Source organism: Maribellus mangrovi, assembly GCF_037646455.1.
Lineage (GTDB): Bacteria > Bacteroidota > Bacteroidia > Bacteroidales > Prolixibacteraceae > Draconibacterium > Draconibacterium mangrovi_A.
In genome coordinates this window covers 149,121-166,269 of sequence record NZ_JBBIXN010000004.1, presented here as the reverse complement: position 1 = coordinate 166,269, position 17,149 = coordinate 149,121, and the positions used below count along the sequence as shown (strand labels likewise).

Here is a 17,149-nt window from a genome sequence, read left to right as displayed (position 1 = left end):
AAGCGAGAAGATGAAAACAACGGCGTTTCAAAAGATCCACACCAAAGTTGACCGGATTACCAAGGCAACTTGTGCCTTAATGGCTAAGGGCGTTGGCAACGAGGAAATGGCCATCGTAAACGACCGTTTGGCACAGGTTGTAAAGATTGAAGGTGATCTTGTTACCCTGCAAGTTTTTGCCGGGACCGAGGGTATTCCAACCAACTCCGAAGTGGTATTTTTGGGTCATGCCCCTCAACTAGCTGTTGGCGACGATCTTGCCGGCCGGTTCTTTAATGCGTACGGACACCCGATCGACCGAGGTCCGGAGATTGACGGAAAATTGATAGAAATAGGCGGGCCATCAGTAAACCCGGTTCGCCGAAAGCAGCCATCGGAGTTGATCACCACGGGAATTGCCGGGATCGATTTGAACAATACGCTGGTAACCGGGCAGAAAATTCCCTTTTTTGCCGATCCCGATCAACCTTATAACCAGGTAATGGCGATGGTCGCTTTACGTGCGAAAGCCGATAAAATCATTCTCGGAGGTATGGGAATTACCAACGACGATTATCTGTTCTTTAAAAACCTTTTCGAAAATGCCGGAGCCATCGACCGGATCATCAGCTTTGTAAATACCACCGAAAATCCGCCGGTTGAACGCTTGCTGGTTCCCGACATGGCCCTAACCGCCGCTGAGTATTTTGCTGTTGAGAAAAATCAAAATGTACTGGTCCTGCTAACAGATATGACCTTGTATGCCGATGCATTAAGTATCGTTTCGAACCGGATGGATCAGATCCCATCGAAGGACAGCATGCCCGGTTCGTTATACAGCGACCTGGCCAAACTGTATGAAAAAGCAGTGCAATTCCCCAACGGAGGCTCGATAACCATTATTGCCGTTACTACACTCTCCGGCGGCGACATTACTCATGCCATCCCCGATAATACGGGGTACATAACCGAGGGGCAGTTATTCCTTCGAAAAGAAACAGATATAGGAAAAGTTATTGTTGATCCGTTCAGGAGCTTATCGCGATTAAAACAACTGGTTATTGGCAAAAAAACACGCGAAGACCATCCTCAGGTGATGAACGCAGCCATCAGATTGTATGCCGATGCTGCCAACGCCAAAACCAAAATCGAAAATGGCTTCGACCTAACTGATTACGATAAACGAACCATAAGCTTTGCAAAAGATTATGCCAATGAGTTACTGGCCATTGATGTGAACATTGAAATAGATACAATGATCGACACTGCCTGGAAACTATTCAATAAGTATTTCTCGAATGCCGAAACGGGCATAAAAGCCAGTCTGATTGAGAAGTATGGAACATTAAATAAAACAGAACATTAAATGGAGTTGTTATGGAAAATCAATTAGTTACAATCTTAAGAGTTTCGACTCCCCAGTTGGGTTCTTTTGTAAAAGACAGGCTGGAGGAACACGGGATTGAAGTATTCTTCACCAACGAAGATATGACTCCCGGTGATCGATACAATCCTAATGAAGTGCTGCTAAATGTAAAAGCAAGGCAGTCGGAAAAAGCCATTGCCCGGCTTTTGCAGCTTCATAAGGAATACGATCTTGACAAAATTAAAGACGATGTAAGTTTTACGAACCTGAGAAAGATTCTGGTACCTGTAAAACTAAGTGAAGACTGTATTGATCTGTGCAAGTATGCCATTGGTCTGGCAAAAAAACAGAATGCCGAGATCAAGATTCTGTACATATACCCCGATCCGAATTTTAATGAACAAAACAGGCATACCACGTCATGGCAAAGATATGTTCGCCTGGAATTAAAAGAGGCCCACGAAAAGGCCCAAGAAAACCTGGTAAACTTTAGTAAGGAGCTTAAAAAGCAAATCCCTGCCGAATTGTTTAACGCGGTAAAATTACACTACCGCATGCTGAAAGGCACACCCGTAAATGTAATTACTGCTGCCAGTAAGCGCTATCAACCGGATGTCATTTTAATGGGCTCCAAAGTTTCGAAACAGGCTGATGGAGAATTCGTTGGAAAAACACTTGTTAAAGTTATCGAGGAAACTCAACAACCTGTCCTGGCAGTTCCTTTGTCGGCAGTTTTTAAAGGAAAAGATCTGATTAATGTAATGTATGCCACTGATTTTTATGATTCGGACAATACATCACTGAACAAATTATTGAAGATCCTGGAACCATTCAATAAAAAGATTCATTGCGTACATATCGACCTGAAAGAAGATCCGCAACACCAGGAGAAAGTTGATGAACTTAATGCCATGCTCGACCGCGAATACAGCAATCACCACATCAAATGTGAATTGTTCGAAAGTGACAACCTCGTAAAAGGATTCGAAGATTTTGTTGCAAAAAGAGATATCGATATCATTTCGCTTTCCAAAGTGAAGTACTCGGGATTCTATAAGCTGTTTCACTTCGACCTGGTTTCAAAGTTGGTCGCAAATGTAAATGTACCGATTTTGATATTCCCTGTATAAACCATAGAAGAATAAGGTGGCCTTAAAATTTCAATACAATAAAACTGCCCTCCACAACCTGAACAAGCAATTGAAGATCAGGTTGAAGGCATTACCAACCCTAAAAAACAAGGAGGCCGCTTTGCGTCTGGAGGTGAAAAAGGCGAAAAAGAAAACTACCGATCTGGAGCAAAAACTAAAAGAGTTGTTGATCAGCGAGGAACATTCAGTCCAACTTTGGAATGAATTTTTGCCGGAATTGATCACGATCAACAACGTTAAGATTTCAACGAAAAAAATAGCAGGTGTTTCAATTCCGCTTATGGATGAAATAATTTTTGATGAAGAAAAATACAGTCTGTTCTCAAACCCGGATTGGTTTCCCGCGGGAATTTCACTCGTAAAAAAACTGGGAAGGATAGCTTTAGAACGCGAGTTTTACGCACGTAAAACTGACTTGCTCGATCGGGCTCGAAAAAAAACAACTCAGAAAGTAAACCTGTACGAGAAAGTGCAGATACCGGGTTACGAAGGTGCCATTAGAAAAATTAAACGATTTCTGGAGGATGAAGAAAACCTTTCGAAATCGGCACAAAAGATCGTAAAAAAACGACAGCAGCGACAAAAAGTTAAAATAGCATGATCGTTCCGATGGTAAAATATACGTTTCTGGTTTATCACAGGGAATATGAGGATTTTCTTATTGAACTGTGCAGATTGGGTATTGTGCATATTGCAGAACGAGATGTTGAGATTAATGACGAAACAAAGCAAAAGTATGCTGAGTTGAATGCGTACGAAAATGCTGTACACTTTTTACAAAAAAGAAAAAGTGAGTTGCCCCAAAAAAGAATTCATATTTCGGCTAGCGAAATTATTGATGACATTAACGGCAAACAAAAAGAGTTAGAAGAACTGGAATCGCAACTGGAATTGTTAAATAAAGCAAGTCAAAACGCAAAACCGTGGGGTGATTTTTCTCCGGAACTTATCAGGCAGCTTAAACATGAGGGAATTAATCTGTTCTTTTTCAGTACAACAAAAAAGAAATACACTGACCTGGAACAAGCTGAATTACCGGTGGCAATTATCTCAGAATCCGGTAAACAGGTGCTTTTTGTTCATATTAAACAGAACGATCAGCAAATTGATATTGATGCTGAATCCGTTGAACTTCCGCCACTTCCCTATTCTGAAATTGAAATTCAGATCGATGAAACTAAAAAACAAATAAAAGCGATCAACCAAATTTTCGACAGTTACGCCAACAACTCCATTAAGACGCTGGAAAAAGAAAAAATAAAACTGATACGATCGCTTCAATTCAATCATGTTTTACATAACACCTATAAGGAAGCCGAAAACAAATTGATGGTCCTTGAAGGCTGGGTCCCGCAACCTAAAACAGCGGCACTTAATAAACTTTTAAAGGATACAGGATCCATTTACTTTTCGCGTAAAGCCAAACCCGACGATAAAATTCCGGTTTTGCTCACAAACAATCGTTTTAGTAAACTCTTCGAACCGATCGGTTCCATGTTCTCGCTTCCTGATTATTCTGAACTCGACTTAACCGTATTTTTTGCTCCGTTTTTCATGCTGTTCTTTGGATTTTGTCTCGGCGATGCAGGCTATGGATTGCTTTTCATAATTGGCGGTGGATTGTATAAGCTAAAAGCCAAAGCTGAATTTAAACCGTATTTAAGTCTCATCCAGTTTCTGGGTGCGGCAACCATCCTGTTTGGAGCTATATCCGGTACATTTTTTGGTATAAATCTTATTGAGTCGAAATTTGCCCTATCCGATCAGGTCCGGCATCTTTTCCTGAATCCCGATAAAATGTTCAACCTGTCGCTGATGTTAGGCGGCGTTCAAATTATTTTCGGACTATTTATTAAAGCAGCCAACCAAAGCAAACAATACGGGTTCACTTATGCGCTGGCCACCTACGGATGGCTGATTATAATAATCGGCAGCGTCACATATTTCCTCTTGTCGCCAACCGAAATTATACCGGAAAATAGCACGATCCTTTACTGTATACTAGCCGTTGGAGGATTTTTTGTCTTCTTTTTCAGCGATCCCGGAGTGAATATATTTGCCCGTATTGGCAAAGGTGTCTGGGATGTTTACTCCACCGTAACAGGTATTTTCGGCGATCTGCTTTCATACATCCGACTATTCGCACTTGGCTTGTCGAGTGCTATTTTGGGTTTTGTAATCAACGATATCGGCCTGCAAATTCTTGGATCATCCAAAATATTTGGTCCTGTATTTTTTATCATCTTTTTATTGCTCGGACATACATTAAACATTCTCATTTCGTCGCTTGGCTCGTTTGTACACCCCATGCGTTTAACTTTTGTCGAATTTTATAAAAGTGCTGGGTTTAAAGGTGGTGGCAAAGAATACAAACCGTTTGGAAAGCATGAACAAGTATTGAATCAGAATGGAGGAATGAAAACAATAAAAACTTAAGAATAAACTTTAAATAATTACGATCATGACAACTGCAGTTATTTTAGCATATATCGGATTAGCCATTATGCTCATATTTTCAGGAATTGGCAGTGCTGTTGGTGTCTCAAAAGGTGGGAATGCCACAGTTGGTGCATTAAAAAAGAAACCCGATAAATTTGGAAGCTATCTCTTATTGAGTGCCTTGCCGGGAACCCAGGGATTATATGGTTTTGCAGGATTCTTTATCATTAACAGCCAGGGAATCATCACTCCCGAAATGAGCATGCTCCAGGGAGTAGCCATTTTGGCGGCCGGTTTAACTTTGGGATTTGTTGGATTCTTCTCAGCTTTAAATCAAGGCGAAGTAACGTCGAATGGGATCGCCGGCATCGGGTCGGGACACGATATCTTTGGCAAAACCATGGTACTGGCCGTTTTCCCTGAGTTGTATGCCATTATTGCTTTTGCAGCCACCTTTTTAATCAGTATGAGTTTGTAGTATTATAAATTGGTTCAAAATTTTAATCACCTGGAAAATTTGGCCAAAACGATAGTTCTTCTGGTTACTGCATTTTAACTTTTAGATTGAAAATCCATAATGAAAATTTTCGGCAGGATTTAATCCATGGATAAAACTTATGTAAACTACTGATTAACAAATCAGTAATTTAGACATGTTTCAAATAATCACTTAAACGTTCGTAATTCAAAATTCAATTTTTGAAAAAAGGCCTTTAAATATTACACTTTCAAAGTAAGTGTAATATTTAAAGCCCCATTTTTACTCTTGCTATCACTACATCATTCACCACTCATATTGATCGAAGCTGTTAATTATCATATCCCAATAATTTCAACACCTGTTTTTATTCACAATATTTAAATGAATTTACATAGTTAAATATGTACAACCATTAAATCAAGTTTTATGAAAAAGAGAATCATTATTACAAGTTCGGTTGCGGTAGTTGCTTTGATCGCCTACCTGACAACCGCGTTCAATCCTCCTCCTTCAGCCTCTGCAATAAGCAGCGACTACATTGTTTTGGCATGGAACGATTTAGGAATGCATTGTGCCAATGCCGACTTTTCAGACATTGTTATTTTACCGCCTTACAACAATTTTAATGCGCAGGTAATAAAACGAGGTGATGCAAGCCAGGGTGTTTTACCCGAGATCATTACTTCCGGTCTGGAAGTTAATTACAGCATTCCGGGAAATAGTTACTCCGCCGGTAAAACAAATTTCTGGGATTACGAGGACCAATTGTTTGGTGTTGAACTCCCTGACGATATCGGACTTGCCGGAAATGGCCTTTCGGGAAAAATGGAGGTTCTGGAAGGCGAGAATTTTTACCACGTCGAAGGAGTGCCAATCACTCCTTTCACTGATAACGATCTGGAAAATGAGGCACCTTACCAACTCGCACTGATTGAAGTATTACTAAATGGAGACAATGTAACCACAACACAAAATGTAATTCCGGTTTCGAACGAAATTAACTGTTTGAGTTCAGGATGTCATGCAAGCACACGAGACATAAGGAACCGACATTCCGATTCAAAAAACTGGCCTAAACCAGTACTGTGCGCTTCATGTCATGCATCGAATGGATTGGGAGCCCCGGGAAAACCTGGAGTCATGTCCCTTTCCGAAGCAATGCATGAAAAACACAAAGGAAAAACCAACGATTGCTACAAATGTCACCCCGGCTTTAACACCGAGTGTTTGAGAGGCGTAATGAGCAACGAACACAATATGTATTGTACAGATTGTCACGGAAGTATGGAACAGGTTGCAGCATCTATTCATGAAGGTCGTGAACCCTGGTTGGATGAACCAAAATGCGGATCTTGTCATGGCTCAGAATTTGCAGAAGAATCCGGAAAACTGTATAGAAATTCTAAAGGACATGGTGGGCTATTTTGCACCACCTGCCATGGATCGCCACATGCGATTGTACCTTCCAGAGAGGAAAATGATAATCTTCAGAATTACAACCTGCAGGGGTACGCGGGTACTTTAAATGATTGTAAGGTATGCCACACTTCAAATCCCTCCGGCCCGGGTCCGCATGGAATCTACGCCGATAACCAGGAAACCTCTGATGCAGATGGCGACGGATATAATACAGATGTTGATTGCAATGATAATGATCCGTTGATTAATCCGGGAGCATTGGAAGTACCAGATAACTGTATTGATGAGAATTGCGATGGAATAACAGAGTATTCAACTCCATACAATTTGAATTGTCAGGCACTGAATGTTTATCCAAATCCTTTCCAAACCAACATTACGATAGAATATAGCGGTAGCTTCACTTATGCACTTTATAAAAATTCGAGATTAGTTTTACAATCAGGTTCTACTTACATGAATTCATACACTATTAGCATACCTGGAAATTTCAAGGATGGTTCATATGTACTGATAGTCACGGATGATGATGCCAATACCTCGACTTCAGTTAATCTGATAAAGAAAACGTCAAAAGGAGGAAAAGGAAGAGGACATTAAATGTTAGGTAATAATTTAAGAAAAGCCGCTAATCAAAATGATTAGGGGCTTTTTTACTGTGGGAACAGGAGAATGCAACCTCATCGTTTTCCCAACGAGCTGAACATACACATACCTCTTGATTTCCTAATTTTCAAGGGCTTTCAGCGCATTCAAATTAACAGTTGTCCAGTACGTAAGGACACAATCCGGCAGAAAGTCACCTACACTTTTAAGCGTGATTGAGTATCAGGATAAAAAATTAGTTAAACTATTCTCTAGGGAGATTTTATTTTACAATTCCAATATTAAAATATGTGTGCATCACAGACAAATGAAAGTGAGTGCTCTGTTGAATTACAATTACAGTGTATTTAAAATTATGAAGTGAGTTAATCTGTTTCAGTTTAACTGGCGATCATTCAATTCTATAGGTTCCACCTTTTGTTCCAGAAATATCCTTTACTTCAATGCAACGAACATCAACCGGGTGAAACAATTCCTTTAATTTATCAACACACTTTCTAAAAGTTGGCAAATGATAATTTCGGGTTTCACCATTCTGAATACTTATTCTCCAATTTGTCGAACCTTTCTTTTCAATATTACCTTCAATAGTTTTCAGATTAAGTGTGATTGTATGATAAGTTGAAAATGGAGTTTGGTCAACACCTTCTAATTCTTCTTCCGGATTAAAACTTCCTTTTATAATGTATAGTTTAGACATGGGCTTATAACATTTAGTTTACTAAATACTAAGTACAATTTTCAAACCAATAAATTTTAAAAATGAATATTTCTTAACAGCTTACACTTACAAGTTGGGACCAAATGAACTGCGATTACAGGCATCTTATAATAAAATTCATGCATCATTCTTAATGTGATGTTTAACCTTTCAGTAGTAGTTGGAAGCATCAGATATGGAAAATGTTCCCATTTTGGGAAAGGATTTGAGTTAACAAAATACTTATTATTCTGAAATACAATACTTAACACCTTTGGTCTAATGCTTGTTTTTATAAAGCAACTTCATTGAAACAGGACGATAAAAAAATAAGGTTACAACATAAGGGGAAAGCGACTTCTGTATACTTGATTGGTTTTGTATTTAGGGTTTGTAAATTATCAATCATCTTCAAAAAGCGTCCATAGAGCTTTCCCCTCTTTTCCTTTTCAAAATATTAAACCTAACTTCATTATAGTTTGGTACGTTGATTCACAGGAATCAACAAAATTTTAATTTAAAAGGAGGAGTTGTCCTTCTTTTTTCATTCACGCAATCAGTACCGTGGAAATAATCACTGGCTATTACACTATTGTCTATAACTTATTTACAACAAGAAAATAAATAGGGAAACTAAAAAGGAAACAATATCGTTTTACATACAAATCTATCATTTTGCTTTTTCAGAAATTTAAGTAAAACTCGGCGTTGCTTTAGATCGGGTTTTATTTTTTCTGTTAAGTAGAGTGGTTACCTTTTTGTCATTTCCCGAATATATTAATAGAAGGACGTAAATCTAACAACTTAATATTTAAGAAATTTGTATTGTGTATTGACGCTTACACAATCGTTTATTTATTAACTCTAAATTTTAAGTTATGTTTTACAAAACCTTTATGTTAGTTGTTGCCTTTTCTTTGATGATTGGTTTAGGTAACGCAAAAGCTCAGTGTGAATGTATAGATGACATCGCAACGGCTGTGGAAGAAGTAATGGCTACCGATGCTTGTGATGCCGAGATGATGTGGGAAGCACCCCACGCCCTCGAAGTTCATCTGAAAAAACTCCAAAACTGGTGCGGTGATCAACACAAACCACTAAAATCAAAAGTTCCTAATATTGTTGCAGGTATGCTTGAAACCATTCAGGATGCCTATGAAGGTGAGGTTTATGTAGATCCGCTGACAGGAATGGAAATAGTTGTTCATATACCTGCTCCAGAATGTGCCATTCCAGCACTACAGGCACTGGAAGATTTATTGACAGCATGTCCTGTTGTAGAGTAAAAGTATTCCCTCAACTGTATTTATGATTGTTACTTCTCAAATACCAAATAAGTAAATTGTAAATACTATAAAAAGCTGTTCTGAATAGGACAGCTTTTTTGCTATTATTTATACAATGGAATTTACAAGAAAAGAAGGGCAACATTTCTGCTGCCCCTCTAACCCCAAGCACATCAGGAATTAAATTCCCAATGCAATCCAAATATAAAATAAATACTTATTTACAGCACTAAGTCCCAGATTTTGTTTGGGCGAAAGTAGTTGACTCAGTTTGGTGTGCTGAAAAGAAGAAAGATTAGTTCAACAACTACCCCCTTAAATGTTACAAACACACATAGTGCGGATGCACGATGAAACAAACTGATATGTTGAGATATAGATATTCAAGCAAAGCTATCGGCTTTGTGATTGATAGCTCAATTATTATGATCAGAATCACTAAATGTTCTTTTCCAACACTACAAAAAAAAGAACAGCAAAAAAGCACTACTCTTTATAAATGTATTTTCAGTTTAAGATGTGAAAGGATCTGGCAGAAAGTTACCTGCAAAAGTAGCCTACACTCAGGGACAAAAACGAAAAAAGGGACTGAAAATCAGTCCCTTAATTATCCAATATGGTGGGAAGAGCAGGATTCGAACCTACGAAGGCGTAGCCAACAGATTTACAGTCTGCCCCGTTTGACCGCTTCGGTATCTTCCCAATATTTTGAGCCATTTATCTCCCAACTAAGTTGGAGAGTAGCGACTCTTCGAGCCGAATCTCAGATTCGAACTGAGGACCCCGAGATTACAAATCACGTGCTCTGGCCAACTGAGCTAATTCGGCTTATATTGTATCAGTTTTTTTCAGAACGTTGCTGTTTTTATCAGCGGCTGCAAAGGAAAGAATTTCTTTCAAATTTGCCAAACATTTTTTTAAAATTTTCACCACTGAATAAAGAACTGCTTTTTTTGACAAAAAAGTGGGTAAGCTACCTGTGTCGCACCGCTACAACCGCCTACCCTTGCTGCCTTCCGACCCTGGGGGAATTCAGCAGGAGCTGGTCGCACAGGACTTACCCGGCGACAAAAGTAGAAAATTTTAATTTCCCGCCAAACATTTTTTTGTTGTGGAGTAATTATGGTGATTTTGTTACGACATATGTAGTTGATAATCTGGCAAGAACTGATGAGATAATTCTCAAAAAATCATACGATGACATTTGTTTATCCCACAGATTTGGCCGATAACTAAAATATTGATTACTTGTAAATCTTTGTAACACATTTAGTCGAACTCATTTCTGTCATTCAATAAAAATAGAATTATATTTGTCACACCTAATCAAAAAAAGCATTGTTATGGAACAAAAACCTGCATCTTTAATGAAATCGTCGCTAACCTCCGGAATTTATATCGGCGTTGTCTCAATTTTAGTCTCAGTTGTATTGTATGTAGCTAATTTAATGTTTGAAACCTGGGCCGCCTACATCAGTTATGCTGTATTGATTGCCGGCGCCGTTTATGCCCAACTTTCATACAGAAAAAGTCTGGGCGGAGAAATGACTTATGGCCAGGCTCTCGGAGTTGGTACGCTTGCGCTCATTTTTGCATCGGTACTTTCCGCAATTTATGCTTATTTATTATACGCAGTTATCGATCCGTCATTAATTGAACAGATTAGAATTACAACCGAACAAAAAATGGTAGAGCAAGGTAACATTCCTGAAGAACAATTGGATCAGGTTGTTGATATGATGATGAAATTCCAGCGGCCACCGATTATGGCAGCCATGGCAGTTTTAGTTGGTGCAATTGGAGGATTGATCATTAGTTTAATCACCGGTATTTTCACAAAGAAGAACCCAACCGACGTGGTTCCCGAATAATTAAAGCAAACGATTTTATATGGATATTTCCGTAGTTGTACCCCTGTTTAACGAAGAAGAATCGCTCCCGGAACTGGCGGCCTGGATAAAGCGGGTGATGGAAGATAACAACTTTTCGTACGAGATTATGATGATCGACGACGGCAGTCGTGATGACTCGTGGAACGTTGTGCGGAAACTTCAAAAAGACAATCCCCTGATAAAAGGGATAAAATTCAGGCGCAACTACGGAAAATCTGCCGCTTTGTATTGCGGTTTTGAAGCCGTACAGGGCGATGTGGTAATTACCATGGATGCCGACTTGCAGGACAGCCCGGATGAAATACCCGAATTATATCGAATGATAAAAGAAGAGGGTTACGATCTGGTTTCGGGCTGGAAAAAGAAGCGACACGATCCGGTATTGACCAAAAATATGCCGAGTAAACTTTATAACTGGACCGTTCGGAGAATAACCGGCATTAAGCTGCACGATATGAATTGCGGCTTGAAAGCCTACCGCAAAAATGTAATTAAAAGCATTGAAGTTTACGGCGAAATGCACCGCTACATTCCGGTTTTAGCCAAATGGGCAGGCTATAAAAACATCGGTGAGAAAGTGGTCATTCATTCCGAACGAAAATATGGTGTCACCAAATTCGGGCTCGAACGCTTTGTACGCGGCCCGCTCGATTTGATCTCGGTAATGTTTATTTCGCGATTTGTAAAGCGCCCCATGCATTTTTTTGGTGTACTTGGCGCCCTAATTTTTATCGTTGGATTTATAGCCGCAGGTTACCTAGGTGCCCAAAAGTTAATTTTGCTCAACCAGGGAATTAAAGGACATTTGGTGACCGATAGCCCATATTTTTACATTGCACTTACATCCATGATTATTGGTGCTCAGTTTTTTATGGGAGGCTTTCTGGGCGAACTGGTTTCCAGAAGCTCGAGCGAACGCAATAAATATCAGATCGAAGAAAAATCGTATTAGATCCCTATAAGTATATGGTAGAAAAAGAAATCCGGTTCAGGCAGAAACGTGAACTGGCTCAGATCTTATCCGAAGCTTTGGAATTTTTCAAGCAGGAATACAGAGCGATATTACGAATGGTGGCCATTTATGTGCTACCGTTTCTTGTGCTGAATGCCGGTGCACAGGTATATTTTCAAAAAAATGTTTTGGTGAACCTTGATTTTACCGATCCGGAGGCCTTAATGGCCGACCTGGGCGCTTTAAACCTCAACCTGTTCTTTTTATTGCTGTTTGGTCTCTTTGTTCAATCGCTGTTGGTTGGTACTTATTATTCTTACCTGGAGGCTTACATTAAGCTTGGAAAAGGCAACTTTCAGCTATCCGATATATCATCAAATTTTTTTTCTAACAGCTTACTGGCACTGGGTGCAGGACTGGTCTTTACATTTGCTTCGCTTTTCGGATTGATGCTTTGTGTGCTCCCCGGTATCTTTCTGGCCAACACGCTTTCGTTAATGTTTTTTATCACGGTATTCGAAAAACAAGGGATCGCCTACTCCACAACCAAATCGTGGTTGCTGGTTAGAACACAGTGGTGGAATACCCTGGCAATGAATGCTTTGGGAATTATTGCATGGTACAGCGTACATTTAATTTTTTCACTTTTATTATTTGTGCTCGGTTTCGCCGGAGGTTTTAATACTTCTGTTACCGAAGGCCCCATTAATTATCCGCAATGGTATTGGATCCTTATAGGCGTTTCATCGGCCGTTTCAACCATTTTCATGATCATCCCCTACACGCTTCAGGCCTTTCAGTATTTTAATCTCGAAGAGCGCGAAAATCCGAAAGCGGTTTAAATCAGTATCATTTCAATACATCTTTGCAATCTGATGATCTATCAATTAAATTTGATCGCATTACTAATGGTAAACACTTCCGGGTGTTTTCAGCTGATTTTTGCTACTTTAGTAGAGAACAATTTATGACTAACTAAACAATCCGACTACAATGAAAATCTGCACTGTTTTAATCCTTGCCTTATCAATAGTATTCTTCTCTTTTCAAACGGATGATCCGCAAAAGGGAAAAGAATTCAACACCGAAAAAGACATTTTGCTGGCCCAGTTCGATTGCAAAACCGATGTTGACGACCTGCATTCAGTAGCGGCATTTATTACGCTAATGTCACATCCCGATTTTTCAGATGTGAATTATTACGCCGTAGCCGGTGCATACGGAGTTCAGGAAGGACTGTATGTTCCGCCAAATGCTTTGTTTCAGCTTGCTTTTGGTGACAGGTGGAGCGATGCTCACCAGTACCCCGATCTGGCGGTGAAAGAAGTAAAAGCCATTATAAAACCAACGCTATTGAATTGTGGCGATGTATGGATCGCAGAGGCCGGACAGTCCGATTTTTCGGCCCGACTGATAAAAGCAATGCAAAATGACCTGCCCGACATTGATACGAAAAAGCACATCCATATTGTGCAGCACAGCAACTGGAACGAGGATGTAACTTCTGAAGAAGCCCTAAAATACGTCAAACAAAATGCGGATTACAAAAAAATACCCGATGGAAACGAAGTGGGCAACGGAACTCCGGGATTTCGAACACCTGATTATACCGACTGGAAGAAACAGCTTAAAGATCCGAAACTAAAGGAAATATGGAGTGTGGCAATCGAACTGGCCAACAAATACAACGGCAAAGACGGACGTTACAACAACGAGGCAGTGGAAAGTGGAGGCCTCGATTTTTCTGATATTTCGGAAACTTGCTATATACTGGGCATTCAGGATATTAAAGACTCAAAACAGTTTTTTAAGGACTTTGGCAGATAAACTCAGTTCTCGTTGCGGGTGATTTTTATGGGACTAACTATCTATCCTATATTCATGTATTTCTCACGATCGTTTAAAAAATCGCGATAAACTTTAAAGTGCTCTGTATCTTCATATTCTACCGAAGACAAAGGCATCCTGTCGAAACTGTAAATTGTTGCAAGTTCGCAGGCCAGTAAAATCGGTGAATGCGTTGTAACGATAAACTGGGCATGTCCGGCCTTCGCATTTTCAATCAACAAATTCAGCAACTCCAGTTGGCTTGAAGGCGAGAGTGCAGTATCCGGCTCGTCGAGCAAATATAAACCCTCTAATTTATAACGACTTTTGAAAAAAGACATGAGCGACTGCCCATGCGATTGGCTGATGAGAGACTTCCCTCCAAATAACTCCAACTGTCCCGGATCGGTAGTCGCCCACTCTTCAAGCATAGAGGCGAAATCTTTGAAGATCTGAGCTCCGAAAAACGAACCGGGCACTTTTCCATTGGCCCAGTTAACTTTCATGTAACGATGCAATGAACCTTCATAGCGATTCACCCGGTAACGACTGTTCATTCCATTTCGCCAAATGTAAATCCCGGCCGCCTCTGCAATAGCCTCGAGCAAAGTCGATTTTCCTGAACCATTTTCTCCAACAAACAAAGTGATCGGACTTTCAAATTCAAGTTTCTTCGTTTCTGAGAATAAAGGCAAATTAAATGGATAGTGCTCTTTTGTCGGATACCTCTCCGATTCAAGGGTAATGCTTTTTAAATGGTTAGCCATGGCGAATGCAGCTTGAAAGTGTAATATCATCAAACATAACCATAATCATCCAATTATTTGTTCTATTTTAGTTTTGAATTTTTATGATTAGCGACTTAGCTGTCAACATCTTAAACCGAGAATCAATGGAACTTGAATCAGTACGTCTACTAATAAAAGAAATCGGGTGGGAAGATCTGGAAGACATTCACAACTTGAACTCTTTGCCCGAAGTTGATGAATACAATACACAGGGTATTCCCCTAGATACTGAAGAAACCAAAAAGAATATCCGCCCGGCCATTGAGGCACAAAAAGAAGAGAAGCGCAAATCGTATTTCTGGAAAATCATAAGAAAAGATACCGGTGAGTTTATTGGTGTGGCAGGATTAACGCTGTCGCTTAACCGCTTTAAACTTGGCGAAATATTTTATTCTATCCATCCGGAATTTTGGGGAAACGGATTCGCCACCGAACTTGCGAAAGCACTCATTTCAGCGGGATTCAACCATTTTAAGTTGCATAAAGTGGAGGCCGGTGTAGCCACGGAAAACAGCCGTTCGATTAAAGTACTTGAAAAAGCAGGAATGACACGCGAAGGCCGAAGAAGAAAAGTTTTACCCATTCGGGGAGTGTGGAAAGACAATTTTCATTACGCCATCGTTGAAGATGATCCGCGGGATTATTAGAAAATAATACTTCTTGCCTATTCAGCTTTTTGCTTCACCCAAATTAATTTTGAAGTGTCGTATCCGCGTGAAGTCGCCTTATCAAGAATATGTTGCTTTGTTTGTTCCCCGAGCTGTGGTGTTCGACTCAGAATCCAGAGGTAATTGGGCGATGAACTTCCGATCAAAACCCACTGATAATCATTATCTAGTTCCAGTACCAGATAATCGGAATAAAAAAACCAGAAAAAGGACACCCTGAGTTTACCGGGATCAGAAGTGGTTTTTGCCTTACCGTCGGCGCGCTTCAATTCTCCATCCAGGGAACCTTTGCAGCCTTGGTTCACTACTTTTATTTTGCCGTCTTCGCGCATGGAATAAGTAGCTGTAACACCCTCCAGATTTCGTTCGAAACGGTGATCAAAACGTGCGATTTCATACCAGGTACCCAGGTATTTGTCCAGATCAAGTTCATCAACAGTCGACACATCCAGATCCTGAGATTGCGATGTATGCCTTCCGCATGAAACAAATAAAGCAATGAGCACTACTAAAATTAGAGGTAGTAGAATGTTTGTCTTCATGTTATTCTCCTTTGTTCTTTCTGACAAGAATAACAAACGAAATCCTTCGTTGTTAATTGAATCCTGAATTTTAGGATTTCAACATAAAGCTAAAATTGGTATTTACCGCTTTCCGTTTCCTTTAATGCTGCATGGTAAGCTGTGATCAAATTATCCATCACTACAGAAACCGGCAATATTTCATTCAGCTGTGCCGATACCTGCCCAATCTCCAGCTCTCCTTCTTCCATATCGCCTTCGAACATGCCCTTTTTAGCCCGACGCCGTCCCAGTAACGCCATCAGTTCTTCCGGCGATTTTCCGGCTTTTTCAGCAGCATCAACTTGTTCGAAAAAAGCATTTTTGATCAAACGAACCGGCGCCAGTTGTTTCAGTGCCAATTTTGTTCCACCCTCTCCCAAGGAAGTCACCAATTTCTTAAACTCGGGATGCGCTGATGATTCTTCAGTCACTGCGAAGGCCGAGCCTATTTGCACACCATCAGCTCCCAGTGCCAAGGCAGCGAGCATGGCTTCACCCGATCCTATTCCGCCGGCGGCCATTAATGGTAAGTTGGTGGCTTTTCGTACCGAAGGAATCAAAGAAAGCGTGGTCGTTTCTTCACGTCCGTTGTGTCCTCCGGCTTCAAAGCCCTCGGCTACAATAGCATCAACGCCAGCATCTTCACATTTTTTTGCGAAGAATGAACTTGACACCACATGTGCCACGGAAATTCCGCGATCTTTTAGCCAGGTCGTCCACTTTTTCGGACTACCAGCTGAGGTAAACACCACGGGGACTTTGTGTTTTACGATGATATCCATTATGCGTTCCTGTTCGGGGTAAAACAAAGGGATGTTCACACCAAACGGTTTGACGGTTGCAGCTTTCGTTTTAATAACGTGTTCTTCCAGCGTTTCGGGATGCATCGATCCGGTGCCGAGTAAACCAAGTCCTCCAGCATTACTTACTGCTGATGCCAGTTTCCAACCTGCACACCACACCATTCCACCTTGAATTACAGGATATTTTATCTTGAAAAGATCACAAATTCTATTCATCTCAACGCTTATA

Annotated in this window: 16 protein-coding genes, 2 tRNA genes and 1 other RNA gene; 12 read left to right on the top strand and 7 right to left on the bottom strand. The window is 40.3% G+C overall.

Features of this window, described 5'->3' with window-relative positions; translation table 11 throughout:
* Positions 1–10: 10 nt before the first annotated feature.
* The 6 genes from WFY05_RS16135 to WFY05_RS16110 all read left to right on the top strand — a co-directional run bounded on the left by WFY05_RS16135 (position 11) and on the right by WFY05_RS16110 (position 7,435).
* Positions 11–1,345 carry a V-type ATP synthase subunit B gene (locus WFY05_RS16135; protein ID WP_340113936.1) on the top strand — a complete coding sequence of 445 codons (1,335 nt, stop codon included), beginning with the start codon at positions 11–13 and terminating at the stop codon, positions 1,343–1,345.
* 11 nt (positions 1,346–1,356) lie between these two features.
* The gene (locus WFY05_RS16130) at positions 1,357–2,475 is read left to right on the top strand and encodes a universal stress protein (protein WP_340113935.1); all 1,119 of its coding nucleotides are present in this window, start codon (positions 1,357–1,359) and stop codon (positions 2,473–2,475) included.
* A 16-nt stretch (positions 2,476–2,491) separates the two neighbouring features.
* Complete coding sequence (locus WFY05_RS16125) at positions 2,492–3,097, top strand: V-type ATP synthase subunit D (RefSeq protein WP_340113934.1); 606 nt, start codon at positions 2,492–2,494, stop codon at positions 3,095–3,097.
* The gene (locus WFY05_RS16120) at positions 3,094–4,932 is read left to right on the top strand and encodes a V-type ATP synthase subunit I (RefSeq protein ID WP_340113933.1); all 1,839 of its coding nucleotides are present in this window, start codon (positions 3,094–3,096) and stop codon (positions 4,930–4,932) included. Before WFY05_RS16125 ends, WFY05_RS16120 begins: the two co-directional genes overlap by 4 nt.
* Positions 4,933–4,957: 25 nt before the next feature.
* The gene (locus WFY05_RS16115; protein ID WP_340113932.1) at positions 4,958–5,413 is read left to right on the top strand and encodes an ATP synthase subunit C-like protein; all 456 of its coding nucleotides are present in this window, start codon (positions 4,958–4,960) and stop codon (positions 5,411–5,413) included.
* Between the two features lie 429 nt (positions 5,414–5,842).
* Positions 5,843–7,435: a MopE-related protein gene (locus tag WFY05_RS16110; protein ID WP_340113931.1), complete on the top strand. Its 1,593-nt coding sequence runs from the start codon at positions 5,843–5,845 to the stop codon at positions 7,433–7,435.
* Positions 7,436–7,832: 397 nt separating this feature from the next.
* On the opposite strand, the gene WFY05_RS16105 is transcribed toward WFY05_RS16110, so the two are convergent.
* Positions 7,833–8,141, bottom strand: coding sequence for a hypothetical protein (locus WFY05_RS16105; RefSeq protein ID WP_340113930.1), 309 nt, complete (start codon positions 8,139–8,141; stop codon positions 7,833–7,835).
* Positions 8,142–9,019: 878 nt separating this feature from the next.
* Between WFY05_RS16105 and WFY05_RS16100 the strand changes: the two genes are divergently transcribed.
* Positions 9,020–9,427: a hypothetical protein gene (locus WFY05_RS16100; RefSeq protein WP_340113929.1), complete on the top strand. Its 408-nt coding sequence runs from the start codon at positions 9,020–9,022 to the stop codon at positions 9,425–9,427.
* Positions 9,428–10,044: 617 nt separating this feature from the next.
* Here WFY05_RS16100 and WFY05_RS16095 read toward each other — a convergent pair.
* From WFY05_RS16095 to ffs, 3 genes are all read right to left on the bottom strand, one after another.
* Positions 10,045–10,129: transfer RNA gene (locus WFY05_RS16095), tRNA-Tyr, on the bottom strand.
* Positions 10,130–10,181: 52 nt separating this feature from the next.
* Positions 10,182–10,255: transfer RNA gene (locus WFY05_RS16090), tRNA-Thr, on the bottom strand.
* A 135-nt stretch (positions 10,256–10,390) separates the two neighbouring features.
* Positions 10,391–10,490, bottom strand: an RNA gene (gene ffs / locus WFY05_RS16085) — signal recognition particle sRNA small type.
* 280 nt (positions 10,491–10,770) lie between these two features.
* On the opposite strand from ffs, the gene WFY05_RS16080 reads away from it, so the two are divergent.
* The 4 genes from WFY05_RS16080 (at position 10,771) to WFY05_RS16065 (ending at position 14,098) form a co-directional block, all read left to right on the top strand.
* Complete coding sequence (locus tag WFY05_RS16080) at positions 10,771–11,298, top strand: DUF4199 domain-containing protein (protein WP_340113928.1); 528 nt, start codon at positions 10,771–10,773, stop codon at positions 11,296–11,298.
* 19 nt (positions 11,299–11,317) lie between these two features.
* Complete coding sequence (locus WFY05_RS16075; RefSeq protein ID WP_340113927.1) at positions 11,318–12,271, top strand: glycosyltransferase family 2 protein; 954 nt, start codon at positions 11,318–11,320, stop codon at positions 12,269–12,271.
* 14 nt (positions 12,272–12,285) lie between these two features.
* Positions 12,286–13,113 carry a hypothetical protein gene (locus WFY05_RS16070; RefSeq protein WP_340113926.1) on the top strand — a complete coding sequence of 276 codons (828 nt, stop codon included), beginning with the start codon at positions 12,286–12,288 and terminating at the stop codon, positions 13,111–13,113.
* Positions 13,114–13,264: 151 nt separating this feature from the next.
* Positions 13,265–14,098 carry a hypothetical protein gene (locus WFY05_RS16065; protein WP_340113925.1) on the top strand — a complete coding sequence of 278 codons (834 nt, stop codon included), beginning with the start codon at positions 13,265–13,267 and terminating at the stop codon, positions 14,096–14,098.
* Positions 14,099–14,139: 41 nt separating this feature from the next.
* On the opposite strand, the gene WFY05_RS16060 is transcribed toward WFY05_RS16065, so the two are convergent.
* Complete coding sequence (locus WFY05_RS16060) at positions 14,140–14,865, bottom strand: AAA family ATPase (protein ID WP_340113924.1); 726 nt, start codon at positions 14,863–14,865, stop codon at positions 14,140–14,142.
* Between the two features lie 125 nt (positions 14,866–14,990).
* On the opposite strand from WFY05_RS16060, the gene WFY05_RS16055 reads away from it, so the two are divergent.
* Entirely contained in the window at positions 14,991–15,533 is a 543-nt protein-coding gene (locus WFY05_RS16055) for a GNAT family N-acetyltransferase (RefSeq protein ID WP_340113923.1), read from the top strand.
* A gap of 17 nt (positions 15,534–15,550) precedes the next feature.
* Here the strand turns inward: WFY05_RS16055 and WFY05_RS16050 are convergent, their stop codons facing one another.
* Positions 15,551–16,096, bottom strand: coding sequence for a lipocalin family protein (locus WFY05_RS16050; protein WP_340113922.1), 546 nt, complete (start codon positions 16,094–16,096; stop codon positions 15,551–15,553).
* Between the two features lie 89 nt (positions 16,097–16,185).
* Positions 16,186–17,136: an NAD(P)H-dependent flavin oxidoreductase gene (locus WFY05_RS16045; protein ID WP_340113921.1), complete on the bottom strand. Its 951-nt coding sequence runs from the start codon at positions 17,134–17,136 to the stop codon at positions 16,186–16,188.
* Positions 17,137–17,149 lie beyond the last annotated feature (13 nt).

Coding starts and splice junctions, on each gene's coding strand:
- WFY05_RS16105 (WP_340113930.1), bottom strand. CDS start 8,141: ATGTCTAAACTATACATTATAAAAGGAAGTTTTAATCCGGAAGAAGAA.
- WFY05_RS16070 (WP_340113926.1), top strand. CDS start 12,286: ATGGTAGAAAAAGAAATCCGGTTCAGGCAGAAACGTGAACTGGCTCAG.
- WFY05_RS16130 (WP_340113935.1), top strand. CDS start 1,357: ATGGAAAATCAATTAGTTACAATCTTAAGAGTTTCGACTCCCCAGTTG.
- WFY05_RS16075 (WP_340113927.1), top strand. CDS start 11,318: ATGGATATTTCCGTAGTTGTACCCCTGTTTAACGAAGAAGAATCGCTC.
- WFY05_RS16045 (WP_340113921.1), bottom strand. CDS start 17,136: ATGAATAGAATTTGTGATCTTTTCAAGATAAAATATCCTGTAATTCAA.
- WFY05_RS16065 (WP_340113925.1), top strand. CDS start 13,265: ATGAAAATCTGCACTGTTTTAATCCTTGCCTTATCAATAGTATTCTTC.
- WFY05_RS16115 (WP_340113932.1), top strand. CDS start 4,958: ATGACAACTGCAGTTATTTTAGCATATATCGGATTAGCCATTATGCTC.
- WFY05_RS16055 (WP_340113923.1), top strand. CDS start 14,991: ATGGAACTTGAATCAGTACGTCTACTAATAAAAGAAATCGGGTGGGAA.
- WFY05_RS16080 (WP_340113928.1), top strand. CDS start 10,771: ATGGAACAAAAACCTGCATCTTTAATGAAATCGTCGCTAACCTCCGGA.
- WFY05_RS16050 (WP_340113922.1), bottom strand. CDS start 16,096: ATGAAGACAAACATTCTACTACCTCTAATTTTAGTAGTGCTCATTGCT.
- WFY05_RS16110 (WP_340113931.1), top strand. CDS start 5,843: ATGAAAAAGAGAATCATTATTACAAGTTCGGTTGCGGTAGTTGCTTTG.
- WFY05_RS16100 (WP_340113929.1), top strand. CDS start 9,020: ATGTTTTACAAAACCTTTATGTTAGTTGTTGCCTTTTCTTTGATGATT.
- WFY05_RS16135 (WP_340113936.1), top strand. CDS start 11: ATGAAAACAACGGCGTTTCAAAAGATCCACACCAAAGTTGACCGGATT.
- WFY05_RS16060 (WP_340113924.1), bottom strand. CDS start 14,865: ATGGCTAACCATTTAAAAAGCATTACCCTTGAATCGGAGAGGTATCCG.
- WFY05_RS16120 (WP_340113933.1), top strand. CDS start 3,094: ATGATCGTTCCGATGGTAAAATATACGTTTCTGGTTTATCACAGGGAA.